11 protein-coding genes are annotated in these 17,660 nt (G+C 71.7%); 4 read left to right on the forward strand and 7 right to left on the reverse strand.

Translation table 11 applies throughout. From position 1 onward, the window contains the following. Positions 1–919 precede the first annotated feature (919 nt). The gene (locus E6J59_08780) at positions 920–1,111 is read right to left on the reverse strand and encodes a hypothetical protein (GenBank protein ID TMB20334.1); all 192 of its coding nucleotides are present in this window, start codon (positions 1,109–1,111) and stop codon (positions 920–922) included. Between the two features lie 81 nt (positions 1,112–1,192). On the opposite strand from E6J59_08780, the gene E6J59_08785 reads away from it, so the two are divergent. Then, positions 1,193–2,287: an ABC transporter ATP-binding protein gene (locus E6J59_08785; protein TMB20335.1), complete on the forward strand. Its 1,095-nt coding sequence runs from the start codon at positions 1,193–1,195 to the stop codon at positions 2,285–2,287. Between the two features lie 429 nt (positions 2,288–2,716). On the opposite strand, the gene E6J59_08790 is transcribed toward E6J59_08785, so the two are convergent. The 6 genes from E6J59_08790 to E6J59_08815 form a co-directional block, all read right to left on the reverse strand. Next, the gene (locus E6J59_08790) at positions 2,717–5,899 is read right to left on the reverse strand and encodes a discoidin domain-containing protein (GenBank protein TMB20336.1); all 3,183 of its coding nucleotides are present in this window, start codon (positions 5,897–5,899) and stop codon (positions 2,717–2,719) included. Between the two features lie 8 nt (positions 5,900–5,907). Then, positions 5,908–6,729 carry a carbohydrate ABC transporter permease gene (locus E6J59_08795; GenBank protein ID TMB20337.1) on the reverse strand — a complete coding sequence of 274 codons (822 nt, stop codon included), beginning with the start codon at positions 6,727–6,729 and terminating at the stop codon, positions 5,908–5,910. Then, the gene (locus tag E6J59_08800; protein TMB20361.1) at positions 6,726–7,649 is read right to left on the reverse strand and encodes a sugar ABC transporter permease; all 924 of its coding nucleotides are present in this window, start codon (positions 7,647–7,649) and stop codon (positions 6,726–6,728) included. The genes E6J59_08795 and E6J59_08800 overlap by 4 nt, the downstream gene beginning before the upstream one ends. A gap of 14 nt (positions 7,650–7,663) precedes the next feature. Then, positions 7,664–8,842, reverse strand: coding sequence for an extracellular solute-binding protein (locus E6J59_08805; protein ID TMB20360.1), 1,179 nt, complete (start codon positions 8,840–8,842; stop codon positions 7,664–7,666). Between the two features lie 131 nt (positions 8,843–8,973). After that, positions 8,974–11,103 carry a glucans biosynthesis glucosyltransferase MdoH gene (gene mdoH, locus E6J59_08810; GenBank protein ID TMB20362.1) on the reverse strand — a complete coding sequence of 710 codons (2,130 nt, stop codon included), beginning with the start codon at positions 11,101–11,103 and terminating at the stop codon, positions 8,974–8,976. 572 nt (positions 11,104–11,675) lie between these two features. Continuing rightward, positions 11,676–13,208 carry a glucan biosynthesis protein gene (locus E6J59_08815; GenBank protein TMB20363.1) on the reverse strand — a complete coding sequence of 511 codons (1,533 nt, stop codon included), beginning with the start codon at positions 13,206–13,208 and terminating at the stop codon, positions 11,676–11,678. 227 nt (positions 13,209–13,435) lie between these two features. Between E6J59_08815 and E6J59_08820 the strand changes: the two genes are divergently transcribed. The 3 genes from E6J59_08820 to E6J59_08830 all read left to right on the forward strand — a co-directional run bounded on the left by E6J59_08820 (position 13,436) and on the right by E6J59_08830 (position 17,568). After that, positions 13,436–14,878 (forward strand): NAD(P)/FAD-dependent oxidoreductase, encoded by a 1,443-nt coding sequence (locus E6J59_08820; protein TMB20338.1) that lies wholly within the window; start codon positions 13,436–13,438, stop codon positions 14,876–14,878. A gap of 187 nt (positions 14,879–15,065) precedes the next feature. Next, the gene (locus E6J59_08825; GenBank protein TMB20339.1) at positions 15,066–16,391 is read left to right on the forward strand and encodes a DUF1329 domain-containing protein; all 1,326 of its coding nucleotides are present in this window, start codon (positions 15,066–15,068) and stop codon (positions 16,389–16,391) included. Then, positions 16,327–17,568: a phytanoyl-CoA dioxygenase family protein gene (locus E6J59_08830; protein TMB20340.1), complete on the forward strand. Its 1,242-nt coding sequence runs from the start codon at positions 16,327–16,329 to the stop codon at positions 17,566–17,568. Before E6J59_08825 ends, E6J59_08830 begins: the two co-directional genes overlap by 65 nt. The last annotated feature ends 92 nt before the right edge of the window (positions 17,569–17,660 follow it).

Raw genomic sequence — 17,660 nt, forward strand, 5'->3', positions numbered from 1 at the left:
AGATTCGGCAACGATCTCCCGAAGGCGCTCGCGGCGTACAACGCGGGCGAGAGGAAACTCGCTACGCTCCACAAGCAGATCTCGGGGCTGAGCTTCTGGGACGCGAAGCTGTCCGAGGCAATTCCGATGGAGACACGGAGCTACGTCCCAGGCGTCCTCGCGGCTGCCTGGATCTTCTTGCATGCGCAGGACTACGGCCTCGTATCGTCAGGGCTGGAGCTCGGCGCGACCACGATCGCGCTCAGGGAGTCCGCCTCGATCGGCGAGCTGACGATCTGTCTCGGACCGGGCCAGAACCGCAACGGGTGGTTCCGCACCCTCCGCAACCTCAACCCTCGCGTGAGCGGCAATCAGCGGATCGACGCGGGCGAGAAGCTGCGGATCCCGTCCATGCTGGTACCGCGCTACGTGGAGCACTGCGCCGGCGATTCTCCGCTGCTCGCACGCGCCCGCCAGCTGCACGAGGCCACGGACGAGAAGGAGGGGCGATTCGATTATGCGCTGCAGGAGGGCGGCACCTGATCTAGCGTCACGAGGGGGAACGCAGGAATTTCCGGAACTCGTTCACGATGAAGCCGGGGAGACCACTGCCGTCGGTCTGCGCGTCCACGGCGGCGAGGAACTCGGTAAGGTGCGCGCGCACGACGCGGTGGAGCACGCCCGTCGTCGGCGATGGGGCGGGTAGAGGGCCGCCACGCGATCGTCCGTAGCGGGCCACGGGCGAGCCACGCGCGCGCGATTTCAACCCTTCCGACATTTGACGCGTAGCGTACCGAAACGACCCGTTGCCGGCATGGATGCCTTGATGGCGCCCGCGGTGCGCCATCGAAATCCGGAGCGCCCCTCCGCTCCGGGCCGGCACGATGGTTCGGTACGAGGAAGGGCTTGTGGGACGCAAGCGATAAGTGCCATACGGGCCCTATACGAGATGGTCATCACGCCCGAGGCGTGAGATGAACTGCGCCGGCAGCCGCGCACGCAGCGCCGGCACGAGCCGCGTCGAGGGCGGGAACGCCGTGCCCGGCTCCTGCACGGCGACGCTCCGCCGGAGCGCCAGCCCGAGCTGGAGGAAGAACAGCTCGTCGAAGATCAGCGAGCAGTGCGCGAGCATGCGCCGGCGGTTTGCCGCCGACGCGATCGCTGCGCGCGCCCTGGCGGTGATCGGCGAGGAGCGCTTCTTCGACTGAGCACGATGGCGAGCGTCGAGTTCGAGCACGTCGACAAGGTCTTCCCCGACGGGACGCGCGCTGTCGCCGACTGCACCCTGCGGGTCGAGGATGGCGAGCTGGTGGTCGTGGTCGGTCCGTCGGGTTGCGGCAAGTCGACGCTGCTCCGGCTGGTGGCCGGGCTCGAGGAGGTCAGCGCCGGGACGGTCCGCATCGGCGAGCGGGTCGTGAACGAGCTCAGCCCGCAGGAGCGCAACGTCGCCATGGTCTTCCAGGACTACGCCCTCTACCCGCACCTCTCGGCGCGCGGCAACCTCGAGTTCCCGCTCCGCATGCGCCGGCTGCCGCGCGCCGACAGGCGCCGGCGGGTCGAGCGGGCGGCGGAGCTGCTCAGCATCGGCGATCTCCTCGACCGCCTGCCGAGGCACCTCTCGGGCGGGCAGCGGCAGCGCGTCGCGATGGGCCGCGCGCTCGTGCGGGAGCCGAGCGTCTTCCTCCTCGACGAGCCCCTCTCCAACCTCGACGCCAGGCTCCGCGTGCAGGTGCGGGCGGAGATCGGGGAGCTGCAGGCGCGCACCGGCACGACGATGATCTACGTGACCCACGACCAGGTGGAGGCGATGACGCTCGGCGACCGTGTCGCCGTCCTCGACCGGGGCCGCCTGCAGCAGGTCGCCCCCCCGCGCGACCTCTACGACCGCCCCGCCAACGCCTTCGTCGCGGGCTTCATCGGCAACCCGCCGATGAACCTCTTCCCCACCCGCCTCTCGGTGGACGACCGGGGCCGGGTCGTGATGGACCTGGGCGGCCAGCCGGTGCCCGTGTCCGGCGCGCCGGCGCACGCGGCGGCCGTCACCGCCGGCGTCCGCCCGGAGTCGCTGCGGCTGGTGCCCGCCGGCGCCGCCGAGGGCGCCGTGCGCGCCGTCGTCGAGCACCTCGAGTGCCTGGGCCACGAGACGCAGGCCCACCTGCGCGTCGCCACCGGCGGCGACGGCGGCGTCCGCCTCGTCGCCCGCGTGCAGGGGATGCCGGGGCTCGCCAAGGGCGAGCCCGTCGGCGTGCAGGTGGATCCCGCCCGGGTGCACCTCTTCGGGGAGGACGGGCGCGCGCTCGGGGATTGAGCCGGGGGTGCGCCGCGTATCGCAGATTCGATATTGACAGCCGCAAACCGGCGGCGAGATCATCGCGTCCGTGTCCTCCCGGCTAGCCGTTCACGGCGTCTTGACATGCACCCTTCTCCTCGCGGGTGCTGAGCCCGCCTCTACGCGCCTCCACGACCCCATCCAGTGCTGCCATGCGGGCGGGAGCGGTGTCCCGAAGTGCCGCGCGAAGAGCCGGCGTGCCTGCCAGAAGAATGTGCAGCTCGTTCACGCGCCCACCGTGGGGACCTTCGAGGCCCGCGGGGATCACCGCCGCACTTCCCGCCCGCTCCCGTGCGCAGTCGGCCCGCACGATCGACACCGCTGGAAACCGCCCCCTCGGCGTGGCGACCGACGGGATGACCTCACGGCGCGAGCGAGTGCGATCGGCCGAATGCGCGGGCCGTCTCGTCAGTACTCCAGCAGGATGTCGGCGGGGAACTCCCGGACGGTGGCGGTGTCGGCGGTGTGTGCCGCGAGCGGCCGGCCGTTCACGCTGACCGCGCGCAGGGGCCGGGCGAGGGGCGAGCAGACCACGATGCCCCCCGGCGGCACGGCGAGGTCCCCGGACACGCGCAGGCGCACCGCGTCGGCGCCCTCGGCGCGCAGGCTCAGGTCGAGCACCCCGTGGTACGTCGGCAGACGCTTCACGCTGACGCCCGGCTCGGCCGTGACCCAGGCGGCCGGCACACCCGCCGCCAGGACGAGCGCCTGGTCCGACTCGCGCTCGTAGGCGAGCAGCGCGCGCACCGAACGGACGAAGGTCGAGCCCACCCAGGTGTGCGGCATGTCCCCGATGAACCGGGGCGCCTCCCGGTCCCGCCACACGATCTCGGCCCACTCGTTCCAGCCGCGCGGCCGCTGGTCGGCCAGGAGCTGGTCGAGGAGATCGAGCGCGCGCTGCTTCTCGCCGAGGCGCACGAAGGCGCCCACGTTGCGCACCTCGTAGGGAGAGTACTCGTCCGAGTCCGTGTCGCCCCGTCGTCGCGCCACGAGCTCCTCCCAGTACCGCTCGAAGGTCCGCGTCAGCGCGGGCTCGGGCAAATGCCCGAGCTCGCCGCCGGGCGCGAGCGCGATGCTCGTCGAGGTCGGGTCGAAGTCGCCGAGCTCGGCCGAGCCCGGGAGGAAGTCGATCCCGTGCTGCGCCATGGCGCGGCCGATCGAGGCGTAGAGCGCCTCGCGGAAGGAATCGCGCAACGCCGCGAGCTTGGCGGTGCGCCCCTCGTCGCCGACCACCCGGGCCATGTCGGCCGCGTCCTTCAAGCCCCGCAGCGCGAAGAAGTCGTCCCAGTAGGAGTGGACCGGGTACCCCGAGTAGCCCTCGTGGCTGATCGAGGCGGGCAGGATGCCGTGGAACACGGCCTTGTCCGGCGCCTTGAAGTCGTCGCCCGTGCTCTGCCCCCGCAGCGCCGCCAGGTAGTCGACGGCGCGCAGCACGTGCGGCCACATGTCGTGGAGGAAGCCCACGTCGCGGGTGTAGCGGTAGTACTCCGCGACGGCGTACACGAACGCTCCCGGGCTGTCGTGCTCGGAGACGCGCTCGGCGCCGCGCCGGTCGACACAGCACGGCACCTTGCCGTCGGGGCCCTGGTAGCGCGCGTACCAGCGCAGGAACTCGCGCACCTCGGGCGTGAAGCCCATCTCGAGCAGCGCGGAGGAGGTGATGGCCCCGTCCCGGATCCACGAGCGGGCGTAGTTGCGCGATCCGGGCTGGATGGCGGGGCCGTCGCGGTTGATCTGGATGTAGGCGAGGGTCGTCTTGAGCGTTTGCTCGAGCTTGCGCGCCTCGGGGGGCAGGTCGATGGCCACCCGCCCGAGCACCGTCTCCCAGTCGCGCCGCGTCCGCTCCTGCTGCTCGGCGACGTAGGCCGCACCGTCGGCGGCGATCAGGCGCGCGGCGGTGGGTGCCACGTCGTGGAAGGGGACGGCGAGGTCGACCTCCGCACGCCCCTTGGGCTCGAGGTAGAGGTTGTACTGGAGCGCGCCCGAGGCGAAGCCGAGCGGATCGGTGACCTCGGTGTGCGGCGGCACGCGGTCCGCAGCGAGGAAGCGGGTGACCGAACCCGCCTCGAAGGGCGCGGCGCCGAAGTGGTCGGGCAGCGTGAGCGAAACCACGGCGCGGTCGCGGTCCACCCAGACCACGCGCCCGTCGAAGCGCATGCTGCGGATGTGCGTGACCCCCCCCGATACGTTGAGCGTCTGCCAGGGCGGGTTCACCTGGAAGGGACGGATCGCCACGTAGAGCCGCACCGGCTCACCCCGGTCAGCACGGTTGGATATCTGGTAGCGCGCGTAGAGCGTGGACGCGCCGGGCTCCCCACCCGCGAACGCCGTGACGGTGAGCGTCAGCCGCTCGTGCTGCCAGGTGACCGAGGGAATGGGGAGGTAGCCGTCCTGCAGCTCCTGCCCGGTCGTGACCGAGTGCCAGGTGACGAGCTCGCCGCCGGCGTAGAGGAAGGGCTCGATCGAGAACGCCGCCTTGTCGACCTCGAGCATCCCCTCCTCGTTCAGGAGTGCTTCCTTCTCGTCCCCGGCCGCGCCGACGAGCGTCCAGTACGTCTGGCGCCCGTAGAGGTACTTGGGGTACGTCCCCTCGGGCGCGTCCCGCGCGATCGCCGCGAAGAAGTCGCTCGGCGAGGCGGAGAACGAGAACGGCTTCACCGTGAGCGTGGCGATGCCATAGCCCTGCGCCCGGCTGCTGTGCCGGAGGTCGAGGCGGATGAACCGGGACTCGGCGTCCGGGAGGTAGATGTAGTCGCGGCCTCCGTGGCCGGTCACGGTCGAGAAGCCGGTCGTCCACTGCGTGCCGTCGTTGGAGACCTGCACCTCGAACGACGTCGCGTAGTCGTCCGGGTCCCAATCGATGACGAGGCCGCCGTACTCCCGGTTCTTGCGGAAGTCGAGGAGCACCGACTGGGCGCGCGGGACCGGCTCGCTCTTCCAGCCCGTCGCCGCGTCCTCGTCGAGCATCAGCGGCGGCTCGTGGCCGGGCAGCGAGGTCGAGGCCTGGATGTCGGGGGGGACGCCGTCCGGGGTCACGGGCTCGCGCTCCTCGAAGCGGAGGTCGTCGATCCAGATCGATCCGCTCCCCCCCTCCCCGGCCGAGATCGCGAACTCGATGGTGCCCACCTGCTTCGGCTCCCGGGCTCGGGACGGGCCCCAGGCGAGGGAGAGGCGGGACTTGCGGATCGTGATGCCCTGCCAGTCGGTGGGAAAGGAGAAGTCGCGCTGATTCTCCCACCAAACGTTCTTCCCGGCCGGGTCGACCAGCTTGAACTCGAAGTTGTTGCCGCGCCCTTCCCCGCGCAGGGAGAAGGTGAACGCGTAGTTCTCGGGCAGCGTGAGCGGGAACTGCTTGCGCACGATGACGTACCCGCCGCCGCTGCCGAGGTCGAACCCGACGCGCATCCCCATGCCCGAGTGCCCGGGCTCCTGGAGCGTCCACGCGCGCGCGCCCTCGGAGGCGACGGTGGTCCAGCCGGTGAACGTCTCGAAGTCGTCGAGGACGACGCTCGCAGCGCGTGCGCGGGCGCCGCCCAGGTGGAGCGCGAGGAGGAGAGCGGCCGGCCAGGTCGCTCGGCGTGCGGTCGTCACCCGGCGCGCTACTCCTTCACGCTCCCGGCCATGATGCCGGCGAGGTAGTAGCGCTGCAGGCAGACGAAGAGCACGAGGACGGGCAGCACGGTCAGCACCGCCCCGGCCATCATCAGCTCCACGTCCTGCACGTGCTCGCCCGCCAGGTTCGCGAGCGCCACCGGCAAGGTGTAGCGGCGGGCGTCGGCGAGCACGACGAGCGGCCACATGAAGTCGTTCCACGTCCCCATGAACGTGAAGACGGCGAGCGTCACCAGGATGGGCGCGCACAGGTACAGCACCAGCGAGCGGTAGATACGGAGCTCGCCGGCGCCGTCGATGCGGGCGGCGTCGAGCACGCTCTCCGGAATGGAGAGGGCGTACTGACGGACGAGGAAGATGCCGAAGACGCTCGCCATCCCCGGGACGATCACGCCCGCGTACGTGTTCACCAGGCGGAGCTCGCGGAGCATCAGGAAGAGCGGCAGCATGCCGACCTGGGCCGGGATCACGAGGCCTGCCAGGAGGACGCGGAAGATGTGCTCGCGCCCGGCGAAGCGGAGCTTGGCAAAGGCGTAGCCCGCCATGGAGTTCACGAGGAGCGCGATCACCGTGACCGACGCGGCGAGCCCGGCGCTGTTGCGCAAGGAGCGCGCCAGGTCGAGGCGCGTGAAGAGCCCGCGATAATGCTCGAACGTGATGGCGCTCGGCACGAGGCGCGGCGGGACGGCGGTGGCCTCGCCGGCGGGCATCAGCGACGCCGAGACCATCCAGAGGAGCGGGGCGAGGACGAGCACGGCGCCCCCGACGAGGGCCGCGTGCAGCAGGACCGCCTCGGCCGCACGCCTCATGCGCCCGCCTCCTCCGCCCCCCGCCGCCCCGCCGGTGCCGTCGCCATCTCCCGCTCTCCAACCATTAGCCCGCGCAGCCGAAGTTGCAAGGCCGTGCCGGCGAGGATGACGGCGAAGAGCACGAAGGCGATCGCCGCGCCGCGGCCCATGGTCCACCAGCGGAAGCCCTCCTCGTACATGAGCAGCACGACGCTGAGGGTGCTGTCCGCCGGCCCTCCCTGGGTCATGACGTAGGGTTCGGCGAAGAGCTGGAAGTAGCCGATCATCGTGACCACGCCGACGAAGACGAAGGTCGGCGCGAGCATCGGCAGCGTGACCCGCCGGAACTGCTGCCAGGCGCCCGCGCCGTCGATCCGGGCGGCCTCGTAGAGGCGCTCCGGGACGTTCTCGAGCCCGGCGACGAAGATGATCATGTTGAAGCCGAAGTTCTTCCACACCGCGAGCAGGATGATGGCGGGCATGGCCCAGGCGGGATCGCCGAGCCAGTCGATCGGACCGAGCCCGACCAGCGCGAGCCCCCGGTTCAAGAGGCCGAAGCGGGGGTGGTAGAGGTAGCGCCAGACGACCGCAACCGCGACCAGCGTGGTCACCACGGGCAGGAAGAAGACCGTCCGGAAGAAGCCGCGGAGGCGCGCCAGCCTGGCGTTCACGAGGAGCGCCGCGCCGAGCGAGACGGCGACGGAGAGCGGGCCGCCGACGAGGACGAAGTAGAGCGTGTTGCGGAGCGCGATCCAGAAGCGCGGGTCGCGCAGGAGGGTTGCGTAGTTGTCCCCGCCGACCACCCGCAGGTGGCGCGGGTCGCCGATGGCGTAGACGTCGAAGTCCGTGAAGCTCAAGAGCAGCGCGGCGACGACCGGCGCGAGGAAGAAGACGCCGATCAGGCCGAGCGCCGGCGCCACGAACCAGACGGCGGGACCGATCCGCCGGCGCCGCGTCACCGCGCCTCCGCCTGGCCGAGGAGCCAGCGGCGCTTCGCGAGCAGCGCGTCCACCTTCCCATCGAGCGCGGCGAGCGCCTCGTCCGCCGTCATGGTCCCGCGCACCGCCGCCTCCGCGTGCCGGGCGATCTCGGTGGCGATCCGCTCCCACTCGGGGATCTTCGGCGTCGCGCGCACGGCCTCGAGCTGCGTCCAGAACGCGCCCGTGTACGGCTCACGGTCGAGCGCCGCCTCGGTCCACGCGCTCCGCCGCGCCGGAAGGTCACCCGTCAGCCGGTAGAAGCGCGTCTGCTGGGCCGGCTCGGAGAGGTACTCGATCAGCTGCCAGGCAGCCTCCTTGCGGGGCGAGCTCCGGTAGAGGGCGAGGCTCGCGCCGCCGGCGAGCGAGACACCCGGGTAGCCGGCGTCGGGCGCCGGCAGGGGTGCGGTCGCCCAGCGCCCCTCCAGGCCGGGCGGCAGCCGCTGCCGGAACTCGCCGATGTTCCACGGGCCGCTCATATACAGGGCGAAGTACCCGGCCGCGAAATCCTGGTACACGTTGGTCACGGCGGCCTCCCCGGTGCCGGGCGCGAAGCCGCGCCGGAAGAGGTCGAGGTAGAAGTCGAACGCCTGGCGGAAGGGCGGGCTGCGGAAGTCGCCGTAGCGCTCGCCGTCGCGCAGGAGCCCCGCTCCGAGCTGCAGCGCCAGGACGACCGGCGGCTGCCACTCGTGGAGGGGGAGCAGGATCGCATAGCGCTCCGGGCCCGCTCGCGCCTTCACCCGCACCATCGCGTCGGTCCACGTCGCCCACGTGCGCGGGGGGTCGGGACAGCCGACCTCCGCGAGCAGGTCGCGGCGGTAGAAGAGGACGCGCGTGTCCACGTACCACGGCACGCCGCGGGTGACGCCGTCGACGACGTTGGTATCGAGGATGCCGGGGAAGTAGTCTCCGCCCGCGAGGACCGGAGAGCGCGCGATCCGGCCGTCGAGCGGTTCGAGCGCGCCCAGGGCGGCGAGCTCCGGGAGCCAGGTGTTGCCCGCCTGGAAGACGTCGGGCATCGCCCCGCCCACGTAGGCCGTCACCAGCTTCTCGTGCGCGGCGCTCCACGGAATCTGCTGCACGCGTACGCGGCGGCCCGGATGGCGGCGCTCGAACCCCGGCATCAGCTGCGCCACCACCTCTCCCTCGCGCCCCATCGCCCACAGCTCGATCACCACGCCGTCGTGCGCGTCACGGCTGCAGCCGAGCCAGGCGCCGAGCAGCAGCAGGGCGAGGCGCGGGCCGACGTGGGAGGGGCGGCGCGCGGGACGGGACGGACGCGGCGGGCTCAAGGCGAGGGCGGCGGCCCCGGGTGCGGGGCCCGCCCGGGACGGCCCCAGCGCGCGGCCCGCTCGCGCTCGGGCAGGCCCCAGACGCGCCGGTGGAGCCCGTCGGTCAGGTCGGGATCCCGGAGCAGGATGCCGCGCTCGCGCGCCGTCAGGCTCGCGGGCCCTTCGGCGAGCGCCCGCTCGAGCAGCGCCTCGCGCGCCGCCCGGAGCCTCGGCTCGAGCGAACGCCTGCGGCCGAGCAGCGCCCGGTGCAGCGCGTTCACGTAGGGATCGACGGCGGCACGGACGAAGCCGTCCCGCTCGCGCTCGGGCAACGCGGACGTCTTGCGGCGGGCGATGCGCGCCAGCTCGAGCAGGTCGTGCAGCTCCGGGGGTGGCGCCGTCTCCTCGGGGATCACGAACAGCCCCCACCGCCGCGCGCGCTCGCCCAGGCTCGAGCGGCTCGTGTACACCGAGAGCGGCACCGACAGGATGAGCGCGCCGATGACCGGCGTCACCCACCAGAAGTAGCCCGGGCTCAGCCAGAAGAGGGCCGCGCCCCACGCGCTCGCGAACAGCGAGTCGAGCCCGTGGTGCCGGAGCGCCTCCCGCCAGCTGGTGGTGATCTCCTCCCGGCCCTGCGAGCGCCAGCCCACGGTGCGCCCGAGCAGGTTCGTCAGGACGAACCGGCTGTGGAACACCATGCGGATGGGGGCGAGCAGGCTCGAGAGCAGTATCTCGAGAAGCACGCCGAGCGACAGCTTCACGACGCCGCCGAAGGCCCGCGCGCTGCGCCGCCTGAGCACGATCAGGAGCACGCTCAGGATCTTGGGGAGGAAGAGGATCATGGCGATCACCGCCAGCAGCCAGAGCGCCCAGTCGAGTCTCCAGATCGGCCACTCGGGGAACAGGCTCGCCCCGTGCGGGAAGTACTCGGGCTCCCGGAGCGCGGTCGCGACCGCCTCCACCGTGCTGAGCGTCAAGAAGACGAACCAGAGGAGGGCCGAGACGTACGACAGCGCGCCGTTCAGGAAGAGCGCGCGGTGCGCGCCGAACAGGCCCTCGGTGAAGAGGAGCCGCAGGTGCTGCAGGTTCCCCTGGCACCAGCGGCGGTCGCGCTTCATCTCCTCGAGCAGCGTCGACGGCGTCTCCTCGTAGCTGCCCCCGAGGTCGTAGGCGAGCCACAGGCTCCACCCGGCCCGCCCCATGAGGGCGGCCTCGACGAAGTCGTGGCTCAGGATCTCGCCGCCGAGCGGCTCCCGGCCGGGGAGGCGGGGCAGCGCGCAGTGATCCATGAAGGGCTCGACGCGAACGATCGTGTTGTGCCCCCAGTACTGCCCGTCGCCCAGCTGCCAGTAGTGGAGGCCGGCCGCGAACATCGGGCCGTACACCCGGCTCGCGAACTGCTGCACGCGCGCGAACAGCGAGCTGCGGTTCACGGCCGCGGGTGCGGTCTGGATCATGCCGACGCCCGGGTGGCGCTCCATGAGCTCGACGAGACGGACGAGCGTCTCGCCGGTCATCAGGCTGTCGGCGTCGAGTACGACCATGTAGCGGTAGCGCCGGCCCCAGCGCCGGCAGAAGTCGGCGACGTTGCCGCTCTTGCGCTCCACGCGCGCCTTGCGGCGGCGATAGAAGATACGGCCGAAGCCGTCGACGGCGCGACACCAGTCGAACCATGCCTCCTCCTCCTTCACGGCCGCGCTCGGGTCGGCCGAGTCGCTGAGCACGAAGAAGTGGAAGCGGTCGAGCGCGCCGGCGCGCTCGAGGGAGCGATGGATCGCCCTGAGCCCCGCGAACACCCGCTCGACCGGCTCCTCGCAGACGGGCATCACGATGGCCGCGAGGACGCCCTCGGCCGGGGCCGCCGGCGCCTCGTCGCCCGACGGCTCGAGGCTGGTGATCGCGAAGCGATCGCGGCGGCGGACGAGGGTGAGGAAGCCGAGCACGGCGGTCCAGAAGCCGATCGATATCCAGCCGAAGAGGGCGCCGAAGAAGGCCGCGATCGTGACCTCGAGCCAGGTGCGCCCCTGGTGGGGCAGGACGCCGACCATGAACTCGCTCGCGATGATGGTGGGGACGAGCACCAGCAGACCGAGCAGGAGCCGGCGTCGGAACGCGACGCGCGCCCACGGGAGCCGGCGGCGCATCCGGCGGAGCTGGCCGCCATAGAGCGCCCGGTCGGCCGGGGCGGCCGGCGCCCGCTTCCGGCGCCGGCGGCGCAGGAAGCGGCGCTCGATCGGCTCCGAGACCATCGCCCGGCGGCTGAGCTCGGGCATCGAGCGCAGGAGACCGTCCCCGGCGGCGATCCCCGCCGGCCGGCCCGGGTTGTCGCTCCGTGGCGAGCGTCCTCCGAACGCCCGCTCGAGGCGCCAGGGGAGGAAGCCGTCGGGGGGGCCCTGCGGCGGACGCGCGGCTCCCGGACGCTCCTCCTGCACGAGCTGGCGCAGCGCGCGCATCGTCTCCGACACCGCGTCGCCCCCGGTCTCCCACGGCTGCGTCAGGGCGCGTTCGACCGCCCGGGCCGCGAGGGCGCCATGGTCGTGCGCGTCGAGCCCGAGGGCGGCAAGGTAGGCGCGCGCGCGTGTGTGGGCCTCCTTCCAGTCGTGGAGGATCCGGCCCGCGGGCACCTCGAGGCGGCGGTCGCACGCCGGGCCGACCTGTCGCAGCGGAGCCGGATCGCCATCCATCGCGGGAGAACGCGAGCGGGGTGCCTGCTCGCTCACGGCAGGATCACGTAGGACCACGTCTCCGTCAACGTGTCGCCCCCCTGCTCCAGGAACGCCCGCAGCTCGAGCGGCTCCCGCCTCTTCGGCCGCACCTGGAACGTGAGCCGCCAGCCGCCGGTGAAGGGATTCTTCACCACGTGCTCCTCGAGGAGCTCGCCGGCCTCGGCTCCGCCGGCCACGGTGACCACGCCGTGCAGCACCCGGTCGGCCGGTATCGCCGCCAGCTTCTTGCCGGCGAAGTCGATCACGAAGCGCTGGGCATCCTTGGCGGTGCCGCCGTCGCGACGGGTGGCCACGGCGCGACCGCCGGGCGGCCGTGCCGGGTCGTCGCCGAACCAGTAGAGGGTGTACGAGAAGGCGGCCGGCTCGCCGGGCTTCGGCGCGCTCTCCGGCACCCAGTAGGCGACCACGTTGTCGTTCGTGTCCGAGGGGCTCGGAATCTCGACCAGCTCCACGGAGCCCGCTCCCCAGTCGCCGCCCGCCTCGACCCAGGCGCTCACCCGGCGCTCCGGGTACGTCTCCAGATCCTGGTAGTGATCGAACTCGCGATCTCGCTGCAGCAGCCCGAACCCCCGAGGCCTCTCCATCCGGAAGCGGTTCACGTTCAGCGTGCGGCGGTTCTCGAGCGGGCGCCACAGCCACTCGCCGCTCGCGAAGCCGATGAGCAGCCCGTCGGAGTCGTGCACCTCGGGGCGGAAGTCGTCGAAGGGCCGGTTGGTGTTCTCGCCGTGGAAGAACATGCTGGTGAGCGGCGCGATCCCGAGCTTGCGCACCTCCTTGCGCAGGAAGAGGCGGCACTCGACGTCGACCGCCGTCTGCTCGCCCGGGCGGACCACGAAGCGATAGGCGCCGCTGAGCCTCGGGCTGTCGAGCAGGGCGTAGACCGTCAGGCGGTCCGCCTGCGGAGCGGGGCTGACCAGCCAGAATTCCTTGAAGAAGGGGAACTCCTCGCCCCAGGACTCCGCCGTGTCGATGCCGAGCCCGCGCGCCGACAGCCCGAACCCCTCGTCCTTCCCGACCGCTCGAAAGTAGGTCGCGCCGAGGAACACGATGACCTCGTCGAAGTAGTCCCGCGTCTTGATCGGATAGTGGGCACGAAGGCCGGCATAGCCGAGGTTCTGCGGCACCCGGCTCGCGAAGTCGTTCTTGCCGTAGTCGAACTGATCGGGCGAGAAGTCGACGGGGTGGATCCCTTTCGCCTCGACGACGTTCACCCGCACGGTCCGGTTGTAGTATAGCCCGGGGTGGAAGAACTGCACCTGGAAGGGCGCCTTCCGGTCACGCCAGAGCGCCCGCTCGGGCCGGAAGCGGATTTCGCGCCACTGGTCGTAGCTGATCTTGAGGAGCCAGTCGGGCACTCGTCCCTTCGCGTCGAGGAAGGGCTTCTCGGCGAGCCGGTGGGCCCTCTCGGCCACGTCGTCGAGACCGAACGCCGCGGCGCGGGCGGGGAGCGCCGCCACGGCGAGCGCCGCGAGCGCATGGAGCAGCGCTGACCGGCGCGCGCCCTCCGCCCCCGGCGACCACATGCTGCGCAAGGTCATGCAGGGAATGGCTCGTTTCATACCAGGCTCGAGAGGGTCAAGCCCGCGGCCCGGGCGACGCGCGCCGCGGCGACGCGTTGACGCGCCCTCTCTCCACGGCGTAGTAGTCGGACGTTCGGGCAACCGGCACGAGGAGAGGACCCGAGTTGCAAGCCCAGGATCGGACCCATCCGCGCATCGTCATCATCGGGTCGGGCTTCGGCGGCCTTTGCATGGCGATCCAGCTGAAGCGGACCGGGATCCATTCCTTCACCATCCTCGAGAAGACCGACCGGCTGGGCGGCACCTGGCGCGACAACACCTACCCCGGCGCCGCGTGCGACTCGCCCTCGTTCGTGTACTGCTTCTCCTTCGAGCTGAAGACCGACTGGTCGCGGAAGTGGGCGCCGCAGGCGGAGATCCTCGCCTACATGGAGCACTGCAACCTCAAGTACGACCTCCTCCCCCACATCCGCTTCGGGACCGAGGTCGCGGGCGCGCGCTTCGACGCGGACGCCGGCATCTGGCGCATCCGCACCGCCGCCGGCGAGACGATCGAGGCCGAGGTGCTGGTGAGCGCCGTCGGGCAGCTGAATCGCCCGTCGCACCCTGCCATCCCCGGGCTCGCTCGCTTCCGGGGCGTGTCCTTCCACTCCGCGCGCTGGCGGCCCGACGTGGACCTCGGCGGCAAGACCGTGGCCGTGATCGGCAACGCCGCGAGCGCCATCCAGTTCATCCCCCAGATCGCGCCCGTGGTGAAGCGTCTCCACGTCTTCCAGCGCAGCGCCAACTGGATGATCGCGAAGAACGACCGGGTCTACGGCGAGCGGGAGAAGCGACTCTTCGCACGCGTGCCCGGCCTCGCCCGGCTATACCGCTGGTGGCTCTGGTTCCAGTACGAGCAGCGCTTCCCGATCTTCCGCCGGAACCGCTTCATGAGCCGCATGATCACCCGCATGGCCGAGGAGAACATCCGCGCGACGGTGTCCGATCCGGCGCTGCAGCGCGCGCTCGTGCCCGACTACCCGATCGGCGGCAAGCGCATCCTCATCTCCGACGACTACTACCAGGCGCTCAACCGGGACGACGTCGAGGTCGTGACGAGCCCGATCGAGCGCGTGACCGAGGACGCGATCGTGACCCGCGACGGCCGCGCCCGCCCCGCGGACGTCGTCATCGTCGCGACCGGCTTCGAGAGCACGTCGTTCCTCGTGCCGATGAAGATCGCGGGACCCGACGGCCGCCTGCTGGAGGAGGTCTGGCAGGACGGCGCGGAGGCGTACCTCGGCATCAGCGTCGCGGGCTTCCCGAACTTCTTCATGCTCTACGGCCCCAACACGAACCTCGGCCACAACTCGATCATCTTCATGATCGAGTGCCAGGTGCGCTACATCATGGACTGCATCCGGGCGCTCGCGGCGCGCGACCTCGCGTGGCTCGACGTCCGCGCCGACGTGATGCGGGCGTACAACGAGCGTCTGCGGGCCGTGCTCGCGCGCTCGGTGTGGGCGACGACCGACCACAGCTGGTACAAACGGGCCGACGGGCGCATCACCAACAACTGGTCCGGCACCACGGTCGCGTACTGGTGGCGGACCCGCCGCGCCGACCTCCGCCTCTACCGGCAGCGGGCGCGCACGCGGGCGGCCGAGGCCGCGGTCGCGCAGGTCGCCTGAGCCGGCTCGCCCGCTTCAGCACCGCCGAGCGGCGAGGGGACGTGTTCTTCCTCGAGGCGCTGTACGCGAAGGAAGGCAGGGCGCGGGCCAGGCTCCGTAGCCGCGATTTCCGTGTCGGGATTTCCGTTGCCCTCGCGCCCGGATCCGGGCTACAGTGCCGCGCCGGTCGGCGGGTGAGCTGAACACCATGATGTCCAGGCCAGGGCTCGTCGTGGTCGCTCTCGTCCTCTTCGCGACCGTCGCCGCGCGCGCGGCTGAGGGGCCGAAGCCCGGCGAGACGCTCGATCAGAGCACCTGGCGGGAGGCGGAGACCCTGCTGCCCCCGGAGATCCTGCGGCACTACCGCGAGGGCGAGTACAGCAACCCCATCGTCGACTGGCCGGAGAGCAAGTACAGCTGGCCGCCGGACTTCCTCGCCGCGACGAAGGCCAACGCGGGCAGGTTCACCGTAGGCCCGCGCGGGGAGATCCTGAGCAAGGAGACCGGCAAGCAGCCGCCGTACGTCCTCGGCCTGCCGTTTCCGACCATCGACCCGAGCGATCCGGCGGCCGGCGTGAAGGTGGTGTGGAACCAGTTCTACCGCTTCTGGTACTTCGGGAACCTGCTCGCCGAGTCGCAGGTGAACTGGATCAGCCCCCGGGGCCTCGACCGCCGCACCGACCTGGACGTCCGCTTCGCCTACTACGACGGCGTCCCGGCGGACGAGCGCCTGCCGAACCCGCAGAACTTCCTGACCCAGGCCCTGATCCTCGTGAAGGCGCCCGCCGACCTGCACGGCACCGCCGCCCTCACCTGGCGGTACCGGGATCCCGACCGGCGGGACTCCACCTGGTCCTACGTCCCCGCGCTCCGCCGCGTGCGGGCCGTGAGCCCGGCCAACCGGTCCGACGGCTTCCTCGGCTCGGACATGAGCCAGGACGACGGTCCCTTCTTCGACGGCAAGCCGGAGGACTTCGAGTGGCATTTGAAGGGCGAGGCGGAGGGGCTCCGCTTCGCCGAGGACCTCAATCTGAAGGACGTCTCCAAGGCCCGCTGGGTGCCGGAGGTCGGGGCCTGGGACGCGGACTGGCCCGACACGAAGTTCCTCGGCTACATGGATCCCGCGTGGAAGGGCCTCGCGTGGGCGCCGACCGGCCCCTCGGTGCTCGCCCGGCGGCCGTTCTGGGTGGTCGAGGGCGTGCCGCGCGACCGCTACTACCTCTACGGCAAGCTCGAGCTCTGGATCGACAAGCTCACCTACCAGGGCGCCTGGCACCGCAAGTACGGTTGGAAGGGCGAGCAGCTGAACACCATGCAGGTGATGGCGTGGAACCCGATCCCGTTCACGCGGCCGAACGGCAAGGTCGACTACATGCAGGGCTCGAACATGGCCTACCAGTGCGCGGAGAACCTGAAGCTCAACCGTGCCACGGTCGCCGGGATCAAATCGAGCCCGACGTCCCATTTCTATGGCCGGATCAAGTTCAACCCCGACGTCTTCGACGTCGAGGCCCTCGTGCGCTCCGGCAAGTAGCGGGGCCGCGGGCCCGGTGCACGGCTTCCCGGCCCTCGACTTCGACGACTACCACCGCCGCGTGCTGCCCGCCCGCTGCGTGTCGGAGGCCGGGCGAGCGGCCGCGCGCGACTTGCGGGGGGCCGCCCCGATCGCATTCCTCCTGACCGACGGCCGCGCCTACCGGCTGACGCCCGCAGCCGACGCGATCGCCGTCGAGCCGGTCGCCGAGGCCCCGACCATCGTCGAGCTCGACCCGTCGGCGTGGTCGGATTTCGTGCACGAGCTGCACACGGCGGCCGGTCTCCTCTACGGAGGCCGGGTCCGGTTCGTGCGCGGTGAGCCCGCCGACCTCGAGCGCTGGGAGCCGGCGCTGCGCGCCCTGTTCTCCGGGCGGCCGATCTTCGACCCCCATGGCTGCGACTTCCGCGATCCGGCCGGCGCGCCACTCGACCTCCACCGGCGCTTCCGGCTCGACGATTCGGCCGAGGAGCTGCGCCACTTCCTCGGCCAGACGGGCTACCTGCTCGTCGGGCACGTCTTCGCGCCGGAGGAGATCGCGCACATCGCGGCTGCGGTGGACCGGGCCCAGGCGAGGGCGCGACCGGGCGACGGCCGCTCGTGGTGGGCGAGGCGGGCCGACGGGGCGCCGGTCCTCTGCCGCCTCGTCTACCTCGGCCTCGGGCTCCCGGAGATCGCCGCGCTGAGCGACGACCCGCGGCTCCGCCGCCTGGCGGCGCTCGCGGGAGAGCCGCTCCGCCCCACGCTCGACCGCTCGGACGGGCATTCGCTCGTGATCAAGAACCCGGCCGTCGTCGAGGGCCTCTCCGATCTGCCGTGGCATCGCGACTGCGGCCTCGGCGGGCACCCCATCACGTGTCCCGCGGTCAACGTCGGCGTGCAACTCGACGCGGCGACCGCGGAGACCGGGCGCCTCCTCTTCCTGACGGGCTCCTGGCGCGGATCCTGCCACCGGCGCGACCTGGAGCGTCCGGACCTGCCGGTCGTCGCCGTCGACACGGAGCCCGGCGACTGCACGGTCCACCTGGGCGACACCCTGCACGCTGCGCCGCCGCCGAGCGGCTGCGGCCCGGGCCGCCGGACCCTCTACGTCACGTTCATGCCCGCGCGCGCGTTCGACGTGATCCCGCCGGGCCAGAGCTACAACGACGTGATCCGCGCGCGGGTGGGCGGCTGATGCCCGCGCCGCGGCTCCGACCGCGCACGGGCGCGCGTCGTCCCATCCATCTAGCTCGCTAGCAGAAGTCCCCGCGCATAGACCCGCTTCGG

The organism is Deltaproteobacteria bacterium (assembly GCA_005879795.1).
Taxonomy (GTDB): domain Bacteria; phylum Desulfobacterota; class Binatia; order DP-6; family DP-6; genus DP-6.

Bases quoted from the DNA above. Each gene is read 5' to 3' on its own strand.
- E6J59_08780 (TMB20334.1), bottom strand. From the start codon at position 1,111: ATGCTCGCGCACTGCTCGCTGATCTTCGACGAGCTGTTCTTCCTCCAG.
- E6J59_08785 (TMB20335.1), top strand. From the start codon at position 1,193: ATGGCGAGCGTCGAGTTCGAGCACGTCGACAAGGTCTTCCCCGACGGG.
- E6J59_08795 (TMB20337.1), bottom strand. From the start codon at position 6,729: ATGAGGCGTGCGGCCGAGGCGGTCCTGCTGCACGCGGCCCTCGTCGGG.
- E6J59_08805 (TMB20360.1), bottom strand. From the start codon at position 8,842: ATGGGGCGCGAGGGAGAGGTGGTGGCGCAGCTGATGCCGGGGTTCGAG.
- mdoH (TMB20362.1), bottom strand. From the start codon at position 11,103: ATGCGCCGCCGGCTCCCGTGGGCGCGCGTCGCGTTCCGACGCCGGCTC.
- E6J59_08815 (TMB20363.1), bottom strand. From the start codon at position 13,208: ATGTGGTCGCCGGGGGCGGAGGGCGCGCGCCGGTCAGCGCTGCTCCAT.
- E6J59_08820 (TMB20338.1), top strand. From the start codon at position 13,436: ATGGCGATCCAGCTGAAGCGGACCGGGATCCATTCCTTCACCATCCTC.
- E6J59_08825 (TMB20339.1), top strand. From the start codon at position 15,066: ATGATGTCCAGGCCAGGGCTCGTCGTGGTCGCTCTCGTCCTCTTCGCG.
- E6J59_08830 (TMB20340.1), top strand. From the start codon at position 16,327: ATGGCCGGATCAAGTTCAACCCCGACGTCTTCGACGTCGAGGCCCTCG.